At 72.0% G+C, this 14,209-nt stretch carries 14 protein-coding genes; 3 read left to right on the forward strand and 11 right to left on the reverse strand.

Translation table 11 applies throughout. The features are described 5' to 3' along the window. Positions 1–3 precede the first annotated feature (3 nt). Positions 4–1,344, forward strand: a complete 1,341-nt coding sequence (locus ACFWYW_RS31970; protein WP_379617864.1) for an alpha-L-fucosidase — start codon at positions 4–6, stop codon at positions 1,342–1,344. 27 nt (positions 1,345–1,371) lie between these two features. Here ACFWYW_RS31970 and ACFWYW_RS31975 read toward each other — a convergent pair whose 3' ends face one another. The 6 genes from ACFWYW_RS31975 to ACFWYW_RS32000 all read right to left on the reverse strand — a co-directional run bounded on the left by ACFWYW_RS31975 (position 1,372) and on the right by ACFWYW_RS32000 (position 8,734). Continuing rightward, positions 1,372–2,760, reverse strand: a complete 1,389-nt coding sequence (locus ACFWYW_RS31975; protein WP_379617862.1) for a tetratricopeptide repeat protein — start codon at positions 2,758–2,760, stop codon at positions 1,372–1,374. A 20-nt stretch (positions 2,761–2,780) separates the two neighbouring features. Then, positions 2,781–3,962 carry a S8 family serine peptidase gene (locus ACFWYW_RS31980; RefSeq protein ID WP_379617860.1) on the reverse strand — a complete coding sequence of 394 codons (1,182 nt, stop codon included), beginning with the start codon at positions 3,960–3,962 and terminating at the stop codon, positions 2,781–2,783. Between the two features lie 71 nt (positions 3,963–4,033). Further along, the gene (locus tag ACFWYW_RS31985; protein ID WP_379617858.1) at positions 4,034–4,816 is read right to left on the reverse strand and encodes a class I SAM-dependent methyltransferase; all 783 of its coding nucleotides are present in this window, start codon (positions 4,814–4,816) and stop codon (positions 4,034–4,036) included. A 52-nt stretch (positions 4,817–4,868) separates the two neighbouring features. After that, on the reverse strand, positions 4,869–5,948 hold the full coding sequence (locus tag ACFWYW_RS31990; protein ID WP_379617856.1) for a hypothetical protein: 1,080 nt from the start codon (positions 5,946–5,948) through the stop codon (positions 4,869–4,871). A gap of 27 nt (positions 5,949–5,975) precedes the next feature. After that, positions 5,976–7,568 (reverse strand): GNAT family N-acetyltransferase, encoded by a 1,593-nt coding sequence (locus ACFWYW_RS31995; protein ID WP_379617854.1) that lies wholly within the window; start codon positions 7,566–7,568, stop codon positions 5,976–5,978. 92 nt (positions 7,569–7,660) lie between these two features. Beyond that, positions 7,661–8,734: a hypothetical protein gene (locus ACFWYW_RS32000; protein ID WP_379617852.1), complete on the reverse strand. Its 1,074-nt coding sequence runs from the start codon at positions 8,732–8,734 to the stop codon at positions 7,661–7,663. Between the two features lie 348 nt (positions 8,735–9,082). Here ACFWYW_RS32000 and ACFWYW_RS32005 point away from each other — a divergent pair, with 348 nt between their 5' ends. Then, on the forward strand, positions 9,083–9,316 hold the full coding sequence (locus ACFWYW_RS32005; RefSeq protein WP_379617850.1) for a hypothetical protein: 234 nt from the start codon (positions 9,083–9,085) through the stop codon (positions 9,314–9,316). Positions 9,317–9,362: 46 nt separating this feature from the next. On the opposite strand, the gene ACFWYW_RS32010 is transcribed toward ACFWYW_RS32005, so the two are convergent. From ACFWYW_RS32010 to ACFWYW_RS32020, 3 genes are read right to left on the reverse strand one after another with little or no spacing between them, the layout of a single operon-like run. After that, positions 9,363–10,331: an LLM class flavin-dependent oxidoreductase gene (locus tag ACFWYW_RS32010; protein ID WP_379617848.1), complete on the reverse strand. Its 969-nt coding sequence runs from the start codon at positions 10,329–10,331 to the stop codon at positions 9,363–9,365. Between the two features lie 34 nt (positions 10,332–10,365). Then, positions 10,366–11,358, reverse strand: coding sequence for a hypothetical protein (locus ACFWYW_RS32015; RefSeq protein WP_379617847.1), 993 nt, complete (start codon positions 11,356–11,358; stop codon positions 10,366–10,368). Then, positions 11,355–11,888, reverse strand: a complete 534-nt coding sequence (locus ACFWYW_RS32020) for a SigE family RNA polymerase sigma factor (protein ID WP_379641143.1) — start codon at positions 11,886–11,888, stop codon at positions 11,355–11,357. Before ACFWYW_RS32020 ends, ACFWYW_RS32015 begins: the two co-directional genes overlap by 4 nt. A gap of 40 nt (positions 11,889–11,928) precedes the next feature. Here ACFWYW_RS32020 and ACFWYW_RS32025 point away from each other — a divergent pair, with 40 nt between their 5' ends. Then, the gene (locus ACFWYW_RS32025) at positions 11,929–12,426 is read left to right on the forward strand and encodes an SAM-dependent methyltransferase (RefSeq protein WP_379617843.1); all 498 of its coding nucleotides are present in this window, start codon (positions 11,929–11,931) and stop codon (positions 12,424–12,426) included. Here the strand turns inward: ACFWYW_RS32025 and ACFWYW_RS32030 are convergent. Together ACFWYW_RS32030 and ACFWYW_RS32035 are read right to left on the reverse strand one after the other, a co-directional pair. After that, positions 12,410–13,363, reverse strand: coding sequence for an adenylate/guanylate cyclase domain-containing protein (locus ACFWYW_RS32030; protein WP_184963621.1), 954 nt, complete (start codon positions 13,361–13,363; stop codon positions 12,410–12,412). The genes ACFWYW_RS32025 and ACFWYW_RS32030 overlap by 17 nt on opposite strands. A gap of 32 nt (positions 13,364–13,395) precedes the next feature. Further along, positions 13,396–14,124 carry a FadR/GntR family transcriptional regulator gene (locus ACFWYW_RS32035; RefSeq protein WP_379617840.1) on the reverse strand — a complete coding sequence of 243 codons (729 nt, stop codon included), beginning with the start codon at positions 14,122–14,124 and terminating at the stop codon, positions 13,396–13,398. Between the last annotated feature and the right edge of the window lie 85 nt (positions 14,125–14,209).

Below are 14,209 nucleotides of genomic sequence, written 5' to 3' on the forward strand. Positions count from 1 at the left end.
GTCTTGCTGCAGTTCGACCGCCGTGTCGGGCCCGACCTGGGCGTCACCTACCCGTCGCGGGAGGTCCCCGCGTGGTTCAGGGACGCCAAGTTCGGGGTGTTCGTCCACTGGGGCCTGTACTCGGTGCCCGGATGGGCCAGCCCCCGGCTGCCGGGCCAGAACGTGCCGGCGGAGCTCGAATACAGCCACCACCAGTACGCCGAGTGGTACGCCAACACCGTCCGCATCCCCGGCTCGCCCGCGCAGGACTTCCACGAGCGCAGGTACGGCGTGGGCGTCTCCTACGAGGACCTCGCCGACGTCTGGACCACCGAGGCGTTCGATCCGGCCGGATGGATGCGGCTGTTCGCCGAGTGCGGCGCCCGCTACGTCGTGCCCACGGCCAAGCACCACGACGGCTTCTGCCTCTGGGACACCGCCACCACCCCGTTCAACAGCGCCCGCCGCGGCCCGCGCCGCGACCTCATGGCCGCCATGGCCGAGCAGGCCAGGGCGGCCGGGCTGCGGCTCGGCTTCTACTACTCCGGCGCGCTCGACTGGCACGTCTCGCACTTCCCGCCGATCCGCTCGCTCACCGACCTGTTCACGCTGCGGCGCAACGACGAGGCCTTCGCCCGCCACTCCTTCGAGCAGGTGGCGGAGCTGGTCGACCGGCACGCCCCCGACCTGCTGTGGAACGACATCGACTGGCCGGACTCGGCCAAGGCGGGCGGGCCGTACGGGCTGAGCGAGCTTTTCGAGCGCTACTACGCGCGCGTGCCCGACGGCGTGGTCAACGACCGGTGGGGGGTGGCGCACCTCGGCTACCGCACGCGCGAGTACCAGTCGGAGTCGCGCACCTCGCCGTGGGTGTGGGAGGCGACGCGCGGGCTCGGCCAGTCGTTCGGCTACAACCGGGCCGAGGACGAGCGGCACCTGCTCGGGCGCGAGGAACTCGTGCACCTGCTGGTGGACACCGTCGCCAAGAACGGCAACCTGCTGCTCAACATCGGGCCGCACGCCGACGGGTCGCTGCCGGGGGATCAGGTGGAGCGGCTGCGGTTCCTGGGGGAGTGGCTGCGGGCCTTCGGCGGTGCGGTCTACGGCACCCGTCCCTGGGTACGGCACGCCGAACCGGCCGGTCAGCCGGTGCGCTACTCGCTGCGGCCCGACGGCACGCTCAACGTGATCGTGCTGGACCCGGGGGCCGGGGCGTTCACCTTGGCCGGGGACCTGGTGGAGTCGGCGCGGGCCACGGGGTCGTGGGGGGACGGGCCGGTCAAGGTTGACTCGTCCGGAAATATCGAGATTCCCGGGGGTTTGCGGGGGTTGCCGGCGGCCGTTCTCACCGTGCGGGCGCCCTAGCCGCCGCTCTCACCGCGCGGTCCGGCGTCAGGCCTGCCGTACCAGCTGATCGGCTTTGAGGCGGGCGGCGGCCGCGGCGGCGCGCTCGCCGAGCTGCTCGGCCAGCGCGCCCTGCTTGAGCCAGTTGAACGGGCTGCACGGACGCACCCCGATGCGCTCGCTGAGCAGCACCCTGGCCACGTCCCTGCGGCCGCCGCGCAGCGCCGCCTCCAGCAGGGTCTTCTGCACGGCGTCGCGCTGCGCGTGGCTGCCGCCGAACTCGTTGATCCGGTGCCGGATCGGATACAGCAGATCCACCACCGTCTCGTACGCGCCGCGGCCGAAGGCGGCGATCGCCCGGCAGACCGGCAGGCCGACCCGGGCGGTCATCTCCTGGTTGGTGACCCCCGGGCGCGGTTCGGCGAGGTAGCGCCGCCGGTCGGCGATCAGCTTGTCCGCCTCCCGGAAGCGGCCCGAGCCGGTGTAGGCCATGACGGCGTGCATGTCGTTGAAGGCGTAGAAGGCCTCGCCGGCCTTGGGGGTCCAGGCGTCGGCGAGGGCCTGCCAGCGCTCGTGCCGTATGTCGCCTTCGAGGTAGAGCCGCCACAGCAGCGCCGCCGCGTCCAGCAGCTCCATCGCGCCCTGGCCGCCGGCGAGCACGGCGTCGTAGATCTCCAGGGCCCGCCCGGTGTCTCCGGCTTCGAGCGCGTACAGGGAGTAGTGCCACCAGTTGTGCACGTTGAAGAACGTGCCGGTGGACCAGTCGTCCAGCCGGGCGTCCATGTAGCGCACGCCCTGGCCGAAGCGGCCCTGCATCTCGTAGGTGTGCACGACCGCGTGGATGCCCCAGACGTCGCGGGCGTTGAGCTCGACCGCGCGCAGGCCCACCTCCTCCGAGCGGTCGTAGTGGCCCGCCTCCTCCAGCCCGAAGGCGTACATGCCCAGCACGTGCCCGTAGTGCCGGTCGTCCTCCGACCAGCCGGTCAGCGCGCCGCCGATCCGGTCGCGCAGCGAGCGGGCGTCTCCGGTGAAGAAGTCGACCTGATGACCGGCGGCAAGGGCGAGCGCGTCGCGCGGGTGCGCCTCGGTGATCGCCTGCAGCCGGGTCCCGCAGGTGCGGAAGTCACCGTCCAGCAGGGCCTGCACCGCCTCCACGTGGGCCCGCTCCCTCGGCAGCAGGAGGCTCTCGTCGGCGCGGGCGCGGAAGCCCGCGAAGCGCTCGCGGGCCGCCCTGGCGTCGTCCGCCTCGGTGGTCAGCAGCCCGAGGTAGGCCTGGAGCACATGGCCCATCGCGAACGCGGGCTCCGCCTCGACGGCCGCCGCCGCGTGCCCGTCCACCTCGATCTGGAAGTGGAGCAGCGCGTCGACGGCCTGGTCGTAGTGCCGGACGGCGGCGCCGGAGCCCGTGGTCGCCAGTCCATGCTGATCCGTGGTCATATCCCCTAAACTAGTGGGTATTACGGCGGGCAGAGTGCCAGGCCCGCGCCGATGTCGGCGATGTCGGCGTCCGGTACGAACCCCGTGCCGGTGGCCGCGGCCAGCAGCCGGTTGGTGACCATCGAGGCGCGCGCGACGGAGGCGGACGGCAGCGCGTCGCGCAGCTCCTCCCACCACAGCGCCGCGACCCCCGCCACGTGCGGAGCCGCCATGCTGGTCCCGTTCTTGGCCGACAGCCCGCCGCCCAGCCGGGCCGAGAACACGTCCTTGCCCGGCGCGCACACGTCGGCGAAGGTGTTGGAGAACCGGGTCACGTCCAGCAGCCCGTCCACCTTCTGCAACGCGCCCACGGCCAGCACCCCGTCGGCCGCCGACGGCAGCTCGGCCCCCACCTCGAACGCCGGGTTCAGCTCCCGCATGCTCGAGTTGCCGGAGGCCGCGATGACCAGCGTGCCCTTGTCCACGGCGGAACGCTCGGCCAGCATCCGCATCAGCGAGTCGAACAACCGCAGGTTGGCCCGGTAGGCCTCCAGCGCCCGCGCCGTGGCCAGGAAGACCGGCAGCCCCTCGGCCACGTCCTCCTCGACGGCCTTGGTGAACGCGAACGACACCGACATCGTGATCACGTCCGCGCCCTGCCGCGCGGCCCACAGAATGGCTTCGAGCAGCGCGTCCGTGGTCCCGCCCCCGGAGTCCCTGATGACCTTGCCGATGAGCGCCTTCCCGATGCCCGGGGCGACGCCGATCCTGATGCCCTCCACCGGCCGCCCGAACACGGTGCCCGCCACGTGCGTACCGTGGCCGCGTTTGTCGCCGTTCCCGTCGCCGGTGAAGTCCTTCTGCACGAGCTCCATCCCCGCGAACGCCGTGTGCCCCGCGTCGATGCCCGAGTCCAGCACCGCGACCAGCGAACCCTCGCCGGTCCTGCTGGAGCCCGGGGCCCCGACCGCCGCGACACCCCACGTGACATCGGTGGGGGCGGGCGGCTCGTCGCCGTCCACGTCGATCGGCAGGCCGATCGGCATCGCCGGGGCCAGGGCCGCCACACCCGGTTCCGCCGCCAGCGCGCGGGCCTCCCGCTTGCTGAGGTCGAGCGTCTCCAGATGCGGCTCACCGGGCCCGCCACCGGTCCGCCGCGCCTCCAGCGGACCCGCGGTGAACGTCCGGGTCAGGTCGCGCAGCACCACGTATCTGTCGCCCATCACTTCCGCCTTTCCGAAGGTATGGGCACAGCCTGGGCGAGGGCGGCGGGGACGGCATGAGTAGCCCCTACTCAGCCCACGCCGACGGTGAGCATGTGCCCGGAGACACCGAGCAGCGTCGGCTCCGTCTCCATCGACCGCTGGGCGTCGAGCACGAGCTCCCTGCGCCACGGGTCGTCGAGCCAGTCGTCCATGTCGCCGTAGAGCCAGAACGCCCCTTCCACCCCGTACCTGACCGGATCGCGCAGACCGGCGTCGGAGAACTCCCCTGGCACCTCGTCCGGATCGTGGAAGTAGGCGGTGAACCCGGCTCCCGGGGAGAGCATGACGCCGTCGGCGGCCGCGGCATGGGCCGCCCGCCGTTCCGGCTCGCGCAGGTAGTGGCCGAGGCAGATCGTGCCGAGCACGGCCGCGTGGCGGTTGATGGTGGCGGCGGCCACCGGTCCGCCCGGCCGTACCACGCGGCGGGCCTCGCGCAGCGCCCGCACCCGGTCGGCGCGCTCAGCCAGATGGTAGAGCGGCCCGAGAAGCAACACCGCGTCCACGGCGGCGTCAGGGTACGGCAGCCGCCGGGCGTCACCGGCCACCGCCGTGACGCCGGGCAGTCGGGCGGCCCGTTCCACATGCAGGGGGATCGGATCGACCACCGTCACCTCGTAGCCGTCACCCGACAGCCACTCGGCGTGGATCCCCGGGCCGCCACCAACGTCCAGGACACGGGCGGGCGGCGGAGGCAGCACGCGGCGCAGCACGTCCTGGGTGCGCCAGAGCTCCAGCCGCTCACGGCCCGCACGCAGCCGCAGATGTTCCTTGTCCCGCTCGTAGTAGGCGTGGAGTTCAGGCGTGACATCCATGTCTGATCATGCGCGGCGGCTCGCGGTGCGAACAACCGGTTTTCGCCCACGATCAGCGGGTGCTGAGGTCGGTGACCAGGTTGGTGACGCCCAGGGAGCCGAGTGCCTCCTCCACCGATCCGGCCGGGCGCAGGTCACCCAGGTGGTCGCGCCACACCCGCAGGTCCTCGCGCCAGGCGTCCAGGTAGCGCACGCACAGCTCCGGCGTGATGCGGGCCAGCCGGCCGAGCGCCGCGCGCAGCGACTCCTCCATCGGCCCCCGCTTGGCCGCGTCCGCCTGGTCCAGGCGACCGTGGATGTGCTCGATGAAGCTTCTGCGCCGGCGCAGGAACGTCCGCCAGTGCGCCAGGTCCGCCTCGCTCACCGGACGCTCGTCGTCCAGGAGCCAGAAGATGCCCTCGGCCAGCACGTCCCCGAACTCCTCGTCGCGGGCGCGCTCCGGGCTCTCGTAAGGATCGTACGGCGCCTGCCACATCTGGCCCGTCACCCCGAGCCGGGGCACTTCGAGGACGAAGAACCAGTCCTCGTTGTACACGTCGGGAAAGAAGGAGCTCGCCCGCGCGGTGTCCACGACCAGCGCGCCGCTGCCGACGAAGGTGTCCTGGTCGCCGCCGACGTCGCGGTAGGCGTGGCAGACCACCGAGTTGTCCGGGTAGCCGGAGACCGACAGCGCCACCGCGCCGTGCTCGTCCAGCAGGGCGGCGGCCGAGCACAGGTCGCCGGGGGAGGAGACCACGATGTCGTCGTCGAGGAAGGCGAGGTTGCGCCAGCCCATCATCCTGGCCAGCAGCAGCCCCGCGTTGCGCTTGGCCGCCAGGTCGCCGGAGCGCTGGAAGGAGTGGGGCAGGACGCGGGAGGTGGCGAAGTCGGGTAACCGGAGCTGCTCCGGCCCGGGGAAGTCGGCGGCGATCACCCAGGGCAGGCGGCGGCGTACCGGGGCGGCGCCGGTGCGGGGGCCGCTGCACAGGGCGACCACAGGACAGCCGAGCCAGCGGGCCAGGTCGGCGGCGTGGTCGAGGAAGGCGGGCGGGCGCGCCGTCGGGATGACGATGGCGTCGATCCGCCCCGTACGCGCGGGAGCGGTTCGGGAGGAGAGCAGCTTGCGATGTGAGCCGTGATGATCAGGTGACAAAGAAGCCTCTTTCCCACGAAGCTCCCATCATCGCAATGATGACGGGAACGGAGAAAGAGTCTTGAAAAGAATGTGACATCTGTCTGGTTTGCGCTCGCTTGTCCCGTCCTCGTGGAGGATCTCTTCGGTCGTCGGCAGCGGGGAGTGCTTCCACTTGCGGTAGCCCAGGCGCAGATACAGCCGGTACGCCTGCTGGTTGTCCGGATCGACGCCGAGCGCGACGGTGGAGTGGCCGCGTTCGATGAGCTTCTGCTCGGCCACGTAGACGAGCATGGTGCCGAACCCGGTGTCGCGGTATTCGGGCAACAGGTCGAGGTGCATGAGCAAGGGCGTACCCGGAAGCCGGCGCCGCAGCCGCTTCTCCTCCGCCTTGTCCAGCCAGATGTAGACGGTGCCCACGGCCCGTTCGCGGTCCCAGGCGATCAGCAGGACGCCGTGGCCGCTCTCCTGCCTGGCCAGGGCGCGCACGAAGTAGGGCCGCTGCCCGAAGGAGGCCACGAGGGCCGGGATGCCGGCCTCGGTGAGCGGCTCGAACCTGACCAGCCCGCCCTCGGGACGGGGGATGCGGACCGCGTACGGCGCGGCCGTACCGGGTGGGTCGCCGAGCGTGTAGGCGGCCGGACGCCGCTCGTGGTGGTGCACGGTCAGCTCCGGATGGCGCTCCCGCAACCGCTCGCACGCCCGCGCCGTCGTCAGCCCGGCCGGCAGCGTGTCGAGATGGGCCTGCCAGCCTTTCCTGGCGACGGCCCAGTCCTCCACGAAGCGGTGGCACGCGCGCGCCTTGATGAGCTTGAGCTGCTCGCGGGCGGCCAGGAGCGCGGCCCGCGCCGCCGCCCTGCGCTCCCTGAGCAGAAGGTCATCGACGAGCCTGCGGCGCCGCCGCAGCACCTCCCGCCAGTGGTCCACGTCCGCCGCCTGCCAGGAGACACCCGAGTCGAGCAGCCACATCAGGCCCTCGCCGAGCACGTCGCCGAACTCCTCGCGCCTGGCCCGCTCCGGCGTGCCGTAGGGGTCGTACTCCCGCTGCAGCGCGGCGCCGACGCTCGCCGTGGGCCGGAGCATGCCGTCGTCGCCGAGCAGGTCGAACCAGTCCTCGTTGTAGACGGCCGGGTAGTAGGCCGGCGCCTTGGCCGCCGCCACGGCCATCGCGCCCGCCCCGGCGAAGGTGGCCTGGTCGGCGCCGCCGTTGTCGCGGTAGGCGTGGCACACCACCGAGTTGTCGGGAAAGCCGCCGAGCGTCAGCGCCACCCGGTCGTAGGAGCCCAGCAGCGCCGCCGCCCCCGACAGGTCGGCAGGATCGGGCACCACGATGTCGTCGTCGAGGAAGACGACGCTCTCCCAGCCGGCCATGGTGGCCAGCACCATGCCGACGTTGCGCTTGGCGGCGGTGTCGGCGCGGCAGTCGAGCGGGGTGGAACGCGGGAACTCCGGGCCGTGGAAGGGTGCGGGCAGCGGCTTGTGCCGCGACAGCTCGATGGCGACCAGCTCCACGCCCAGCTCGCCCAGCCCGCGCATGGTCCGCGCCGCCGAGGTGTAACGCCCGCTCGACAACGTGACCAGCGGGCAGTCGAGCCGCTCCGCCACCGCCGCCGCGTCCCGCAGGTACGCTGGCGGCCGCACGGTCGGCACGATGATCGCATCGACCCGCGCGGTCCCGGCGGGCCGCGGCGCGGACGCCAGGAGGTGCCGGTGTGAGCCGTGGTGGTTCCGGGTCACCCCTGGTTCTCCGGCCACTCGTGGAGCACGTTGCCGGAAAGGCGCCAGTCGGGGGTGAGCACGGCGCCGCCCATGACGAGGACCCGGGTGATCAGGCTGAAGCTCTCCTGCCCGGCGAAGCGGGTGTTGAGGTACTCGCTGTTGGCCTCGGCCAGGGCCGGATCGGTCAGCGCGCGCACGGCGCCGAGGGTGCCGCGCCCGAACATGCCGTTGCACATGGTCAGCGTGCCGCTCTGGTAGAGCGGGTTGGGGCCGCGGTAGAAGTGGGCCACGTCCTCGAGCAGGATCTCCCGCCCGTCGGCTCCCCGCTCCAGCGTCGGCGGGTAGTGCTCCTCGCCGACCTCGAAGTAGACGCGCCCCGCGCCCCACTCGGCCACCTGCTTGACCGGCATCGCGGGGTCGGCCAGCACGTCGGCGGTGCGCGGGTTGAAGTCGACGCCGCCGAGCAGCACGACGTGTCCGGCGAAGTCCTCGGTCGGCGAGACGGTGTCGACCCTGCGGCGGCGGACCGTGCTGGCCGGGTTGAGCGCGCGCAGGTGGCCGTGGAGCTCGAAGAGGGCGTCGATGTCGGCGTAGGTGTAGAGGTCCATGTAGTCGGGGTCGTCGGGGTCGACGTACTTGCTCAGGCTCGCGGTCAGGTCGGCCGGCAGGCTGCCGCAGATGATGGTGATCGGCCGCTCGTCGCGGAAGTCCCACGGGTTGGCGGTCGCGCCGGCCGGCTCGTGCACCGCGTCGTTGCGCAGGCTGAGCAGGTCGGCCCGGATCCGCCCGCGCTCGGCGAGCTCCTCGGCGGTCAGCTCGGAGACCGGCAGCAGGCGCAGCGTGCCGTCCTTGATCGAACGCGGGGTGCAGAACAGGGTGGCGTAGTCGTCGAGGCGCGCGAGCGGCGGCGTCTTCGGCGTCGTGCCGGACTCCCAGGAGCTGATCAGGCCGGAGCTGAGCGGTCTGCCGCCCTTGGCCAGGGCCTCGCCCAGCATCGGCTGCGTGATCCTCACCTCCGGCCAGCGCCGGGTGCGGAGCGACTTCAGCCGTTGCGCCAGAACCCGGACGGCGTCGTCCATCGGTTCCATCAGGAAACACCCTTCATCTGAACTTCAGTCTCCAAGTAAACATCTACTGGCGCCCAGATGCGAGTAGTTCGTTTGGCCAGTTCACTGGCGTGCGCGTCATCCTAGAGCCACAGACCCCGCCCGCGCAGGTTTTTCGCGCCGTCAGCAGGGGAATTCTTCCTTCAGGAGAAGAAGTGAAGATTAGGTAAAGGTTAACCATGAACAGATCCCGCGCACCGCCCCGCATCAGTCAGACGCGGGCACAGCACCCCCTGCGATCACGCAGGCACTCCCGGGTCGGGGCAGACGATCTCCAGGAGTGCCCGCACTCGTAAGGCCCCATCGGCGCGTCAACCACCGGGGAACTCCATGACAACCGTAATCCTCCTCACCACCGCCAGCCCAGAGGGAGTGGCAGCGGCCCGCGGTCTGCTCTCACTCCTCGCGATAGCCTCGCTCTGGGCGATGCTCTTCGCCGTCCGCCAGGTGGCGAAGGCAGTCTCCTTCCTCCTGCGCATCGTTCTCGTCCTGATCGCCACCGTCGCGCTGGGCGCGCTGGCCGTGGTGCTCCTCGCGCAGGTCGCTCTGGCCCTCGGGCCCTGAACCGCGGAGATGGGCGCGACCCCGCAGCGCCCATCTCGGGTGACGCCTACAGGCGCGCCAGCCTCGTATAGGAGTCGAGGCGCTCGTCCAGGTCGTAGGTGTTCATCGTGACCAGCACCTCGTCGGCCCCCGACCGCTCCACCAGGTCGTCGAGGGCCAGCGCCACCTCCCCGGCCGTCCCGTGGATCTGCCCGGCCCGCGCCTCCTCCAGGTACCCCCGCTCCCGTTCGCTCATCTCCGCGGCGAGGATCTCCGCCGCCGGAGAAAGGGGCGGGAACGCGCCGCGCGTCCGTGACACCGCCGTCGCCCAGGCCTCCGGCACCTGCAGGTACGCCGCCGCTGCCGCCGTCTCGCCGACCGCCACGTTCGCCGCCACCATCACGTACGGCCGCGCCGCCCACTCCGACGCCCGGAACGCGGCCCGGTAACGCCCGACCGCCTCCGTCATCCGGGCGCCGTTCCCGATCACCATGGGCAGCCCGTGCTCGGCGGCGATGTCGGCGCCGGCCCCCATCGCCAGCACGAACACCTCCGGCCGCAGCCCCTCCGCCGGATACGCGTGCACGCCCGGATGGACCTGCTGCTTGCCGGTGAAGAAGCCGAGTAGTTCCTCCAGCCGTTCGCCGAAGTCGTCGGCGTCGGCCAGGCCGTGCCCCAGCGCCTTGCGGATGCCGCCGGTGAACCCCACGGAACGGCCGAGTCCCATGTCGACGCGCCCCGGGTACAGCGACTCCAGCACGCCGAACTGCTCGGCCACCACCAGCGGCCGGTGGTTGGGCAGCATGACGCCGCCGGTGCCGACCCTGATGCGCGAGGTGGCCGCCGCGACGGCGGCGGCCAGCACGGTCGGCGCGGAACCGGCCACCCCGGGCACGCTGTGGTGCTCGGAGACCCAGAAACGGTGGTAGCCCAGCTCCTCCGCCCGCCGGGCGAACTCGATGGTGTCCCGCAGCGCCCGCGCCGGATCCTGTCCGGTGCGGACGAGCGAGCGGTCAAGGATCGAGTAACGAGTCACTCTTGCTGTAACACCTGACGGCCGGAAAGATTTCCTACTTCCGGTACAGCCCCACCGACCAGCGGACCGGCCGGTTGGGGTGGCCGCCGCCGTCCATGCGCAGCTTGAGCGTGACGGTCGAGATCTTGCCCTCCGGCAGGGTGTGCAGCCCCATCGCCCAGGGGAAGTCGCCCTGCTTCCAGACGGCGCAACTGCCGCTGCCGCCGGTGGACTTGCCGTTGACGGCGACCTCGAACGACAGCCGCTGGGCCAGTTCGCCGGTGCAGATCTTCTCCAGGCCGACCCTGCCGCTCGCGCGGAAGGTGACGGTGTCCTGCTCCGGCCAGGTTCCCGACTCGGTCTCGCTCAGCTTCATCGCGCCCAGCCGTCCGGGCAGGGCGCCCGGCTCTTCCGGGACCACCGGACGCGTGGGCGGGATCCACTCGTAGAAGGCGAGTGACCAGACGCTCCGCTCGAACTTCGGCGGCTCACAGGGCGCGCTCTCCTTCGTCCGGATGCAGCCCTTGCCGCGGAACACGGGATCGATGACGACCTCGGCCGTGCCGGTGCCCTTCGGCATCCGCAGGCCGAGCACCTGCCTCTCCTTCGAGCAGTCTCGCAGGCCGTGTTGCGGCGGCAGCCCGGCGGCGCCGACCGAGGGCGCGATGCTCCCCCGGGCCGTGCCCGTACAACTGGTGGCCAGGTCGATGGGGTTGCCGGTCAGCGGGACCGTCACGGTGACCTTCTTCTTGCCCGGGGTGACCACGGTCGTGGCGGCCACCTTGCGGTACTCGGTGCCGTCGGCGGAGACGAACGTCTCGGGCAGCTCGGGCTTGGCGGCCACCGCCGGGGCGGGCGGCCGCGCCGTACCGGGGAGAAGGGTGGCGGTGAGCGCGACGGCGGCCGCGATCGCGCCGCCCGCCACCGCGGTCCTGCGCAGCCGCCTGCGGCGGATGCGGGCCTCGACCTGGGTACGGCGGGCCGGGTTGGGCGGCGGCGCGGCGGCGCCGCGCTCCCGCAGCACCTCACGCAGGTCCTGCACGGTCATCGCTGCAACTCCTTCACGATCGATTCGTCCACCCGCAACTTGGCCAGGGCCTTGGCCGTCTGGCTCTTGACCGTGCCCGGTTCGCAGCCGAGGGCCTGGGCCGTCTCCGCGACCGACAGGTCCTCGTAGAAGCGCAGCACGATCACCGCCCGCTGCCTGGCCGGCAGCCGCCCGATCGCCCGCCACAGCGAGTCGTGCTCGTCGAATCCGCCGGTGGCGTCGGGGTGCGCGGTCTCGGGCAGGTCGTGGCTGGGCAGCTCGCGCCGCCAGCGCCGCCGCCACCAGGAAGTAAAGGTGGTGACGATGACCCGGCGCACGTACGGCTCCGGCTCCTCCACCCTCGGCCAGGCGAACCACGCCTTGGCCAGCGCCTCCTGCAGCAGGTCCTCGGCCAGCGCCCAGTCGTGGGTCAGCAGGTAGGCGGTGCGGAGGAGGTGGTCCGACCGCGCGGCCACGAAATCATGAAACATCGATCTGTCTGCCACCTGATGGGCCTCTCGGGTTGTCGCCTGTCGACCGTACTGACGCATCGGACGGCGGGCCCGGTTGCCCTGGGGCAGGATGGAGTTCATGGCGATTCCGGCACGGCTGACATGGGCGGTGGACACCCTCGACGTGCGCCCGGGGGAGCGGATCCTCGAGATCGGATGCGGCCGCGGCGTGGCCGCCGAACTGCTCTGCGACCGGGGCGCGCGGGTGACCGCGCTCGACCGCTCCGCGACCGCGATCAAGGCGGCCGAGCTGCGCAACCGGCGCCACCTCGACGCCGGCCTGGCCGTCTTCCGCCTCGGGGCGCTTGAGGACGGCATCGGCGACGGCGGCTACGACAAGGTGTTCGCGGTCAACGTCAACCTCTTCTGGACCCGCTCACCGGCCGGCGAACTCGCCCTCATCAGGAACGCCCTGACCGGGCGGGGCGCGCTCTACGTCTTCTACGAGCCGCCGGGACGCACGGAGGAACTGGCGGAGAAGGCGGGCGGCGCGCTGGCCGCAGCCGGCTTCCACGTCACGACGCTGCGCGAGGGCAACCTGCTGTGCGTCAAGGGCGAGGTCACAGCGCCCGCTTGACCGTGAACGGCACCAGCTCGCCCAGCCCGCGCACGGTGAGCCGGTCGACCGGGACCAATCGGAAGGCGCGGTCGCCGGTCAGCTCCTCGGCGATGTCCGGGTCGGCGAGGATCGTCCCGGGGTGCGCCAGGGCGGTCAGCCTGCTGGCGAGGTTGACCGTGGTGCCGAACACGTCACCCATGCGGCCGATGACCGGTCCCACCGCCAGGCCCACGCGCAGCTCCGGCATGCCGCGCACCTTGGCGTGGGCGGCCAGCAGCCGCAGCGCGATCTCCGCCGCGTCGTGCGCCTTGCCCGAGACGAACAGCACCGAGTCGCCCAGCGTCTTGATCACCCGGCCGCCGGTCGAGGTGACCACGTCGGCCGACCTGCCCTCGAACTCGTCGACCAGCGCGGCCAGCTCGATCTCGGAGATCTGCCTGCTCAGCCGGGTGAACCCGACGAGGTCGGCGAAGCCCACCGCCAGGCGTACCGCGGTCTTCTCCTGCTCGACCATGCGGCCGGCCGCGGCGGCGAGCTGCCTGCGCCAGGCGTAGACCAGCAGTTTCTCCAGGTCGGGCACCACCCGCCTGGCCCGGCGCGTCCACGCGCGCGGCCGGTCGGCCAGCGGTACGCCCGCCTGGTCGAGTTCCTCGGCGCCCAGTTCGGCCTGCGACTCGGCCAGCCGCGCGGTCGCCCGGCCCAGCGAACGGGCCATGAGCAGCACGTGGCCCTCGTCGTACAGGCCTCTGCTGACCATGCCGAGCAGCGTGCGCAGGGCCTCGACGTCGGAGTCGGTGAACTCGACCGCGTCGTCGGCGACGTTGGCGAAGCCGAGCGCGCGCCAGAACTTGCGCGCACGGTAGACGGGCACACCGGCCATCTCGGCGACCTGGTGGCTGGTGTAACGACGGTGCTCGCGGAGGAACGCCTCCGTCAGCCCGTCCTCACTCGTCACGGCTGCAACCTAACACCCTGCCGGGCCGCCGGTCAGTCCAGGAGGGCGCGCAGCGCGGCGCGTTCCGCGGCGGGCACGTAGCCGACGTAGTAGTCGTACATGGTCTGCCGCGACAGCCGGGCCGCCAGCGGTCCGTCGCCCGCCCGCACCGCGGCCAGGACCTCCTCGTGGTGGCCGATGCTCTGCCGCATCAGCCCGTCCTGGTCGGGCGCGGCGGCGATCTTCTCCTCGATCAGGTTGAGCACGATCGAGCGCACCACGTCGGTGCAGATCTGGATGAGCTTGTTGCCGCTGGCCCTGGCCACGGCGTCGTGGAAGGCGACGTCGGCCGCGCTGAACGCGTCGTAGCCGGTCTCGGCGGCGGCCCGCATCGCGGTGATCGCCGCGTCCATCTCCGCCAGTTGCGCCTCGGTACGCAGCCGCGCCGCCAGCAGGTTGGCCGCGGAGTCGAGCGTCATGCGGAACCCGATCAGCTCGCCCAGCGACAGCTGGTCCACCCGGGCCAGCGTGGTCATCGACTTGTGGAGCGCGGCCGGGGTGAACGGCAGCACCTCGGCCCCGTTGGGGTCCCCGGGCCGGGAACGGACCAGCCCGCGGGCCTGCAGCACGCGCAGCGCCTCGCGCACGGTCGAGCGGCTGACGGAGAACTGCGCCATCAGGTCCCGCTCGCTGGGCAGCCGGTGTCCCGGGGTGAGCGTGCCGGTCTCGACGGCCTCCTCGATCTGCTCGACGATGCGCTCGTACGCGCGGACGGTGCGCACCGGTTCAAACCGTGGTCCGCCCATGGAAGAGCCCCCTTGACCCGAGCAGTTGAGGACTGGCAGTGTGCGTAGCCTACTGGTCCGA

This window comes from Nonomuraea sp. NPDC059023 (assembly GCF_042740095.1).
In the GTDB taxonomy this organism is placed as follows: domain Bacteria; phylum Actinomycetota; class Actinomycetes; order Streptosporangiales; family Streptosporangiaceae; genus Nonomuraea.

Excerpts from the sequence above, each read along its gene's own strand:
- ACFWYW_RS32005 (WP_379617850.1), top strand. The coding sequence starts at position 9,083 with ATGACAACCGTAATCCTCCTCACCACCGCCAGCCCAGAGGGAGTGGCA.
- ACFWYW_RS31985 (WP_379617858.1), bottom strand. The coding sequence starts at position 4,816 with ATGGATGTCACGCCTGAACTCCACGCCTACTACGAGCGGGACAAGGAA.
- ACFWYW_RS31975 (WP_379617862.1), bottom strand. The coding sequence starts at position 2,760 with ATGACCACGGATCAGCATGGACTGGCGACCACGGGCTCCGGCGCCGCC.
- ACFWYW_RS32000 (WP_379617852.1), bottom strand. The coding sequence starts at position 8,734 with ATGGAACCGATGGACGACGCCGTCCGGGTTCTGGCGCAACGGCTGAAG.
- ACFWYW_RS31980 (WP_379617860.1), bottom strand. The coding sequence starts at position 3,962 with ATGGGCGACAGATACGTGGTGCTGCGCGACCTGACCCGGACGTTCACC.
- ACFWYW_RS32015 (WP_379617847.1), bottom strand. The coding sequence starts at position 11,358 with ATGACCGTGCAGGACCTGCGTGAGGTGCTGCGGGAGCGCGGCGCCGCC.
- ACFWYW_RS32020 (WP_379641143.1), bottom strand. The coding sequence starts at position 11,888 with ATGCGTCAGTACGGTCGACAGGCGACAACCCGAGAGGCCCATCAGGTG.
- ACFWYW_RS32025 (WP_379617843.1), top strand. The coding sequence starts at position 11,929 with ATGGCGATTCCGGCACGGCTGACATGGGCGGTGGACACCCTCGACGTG.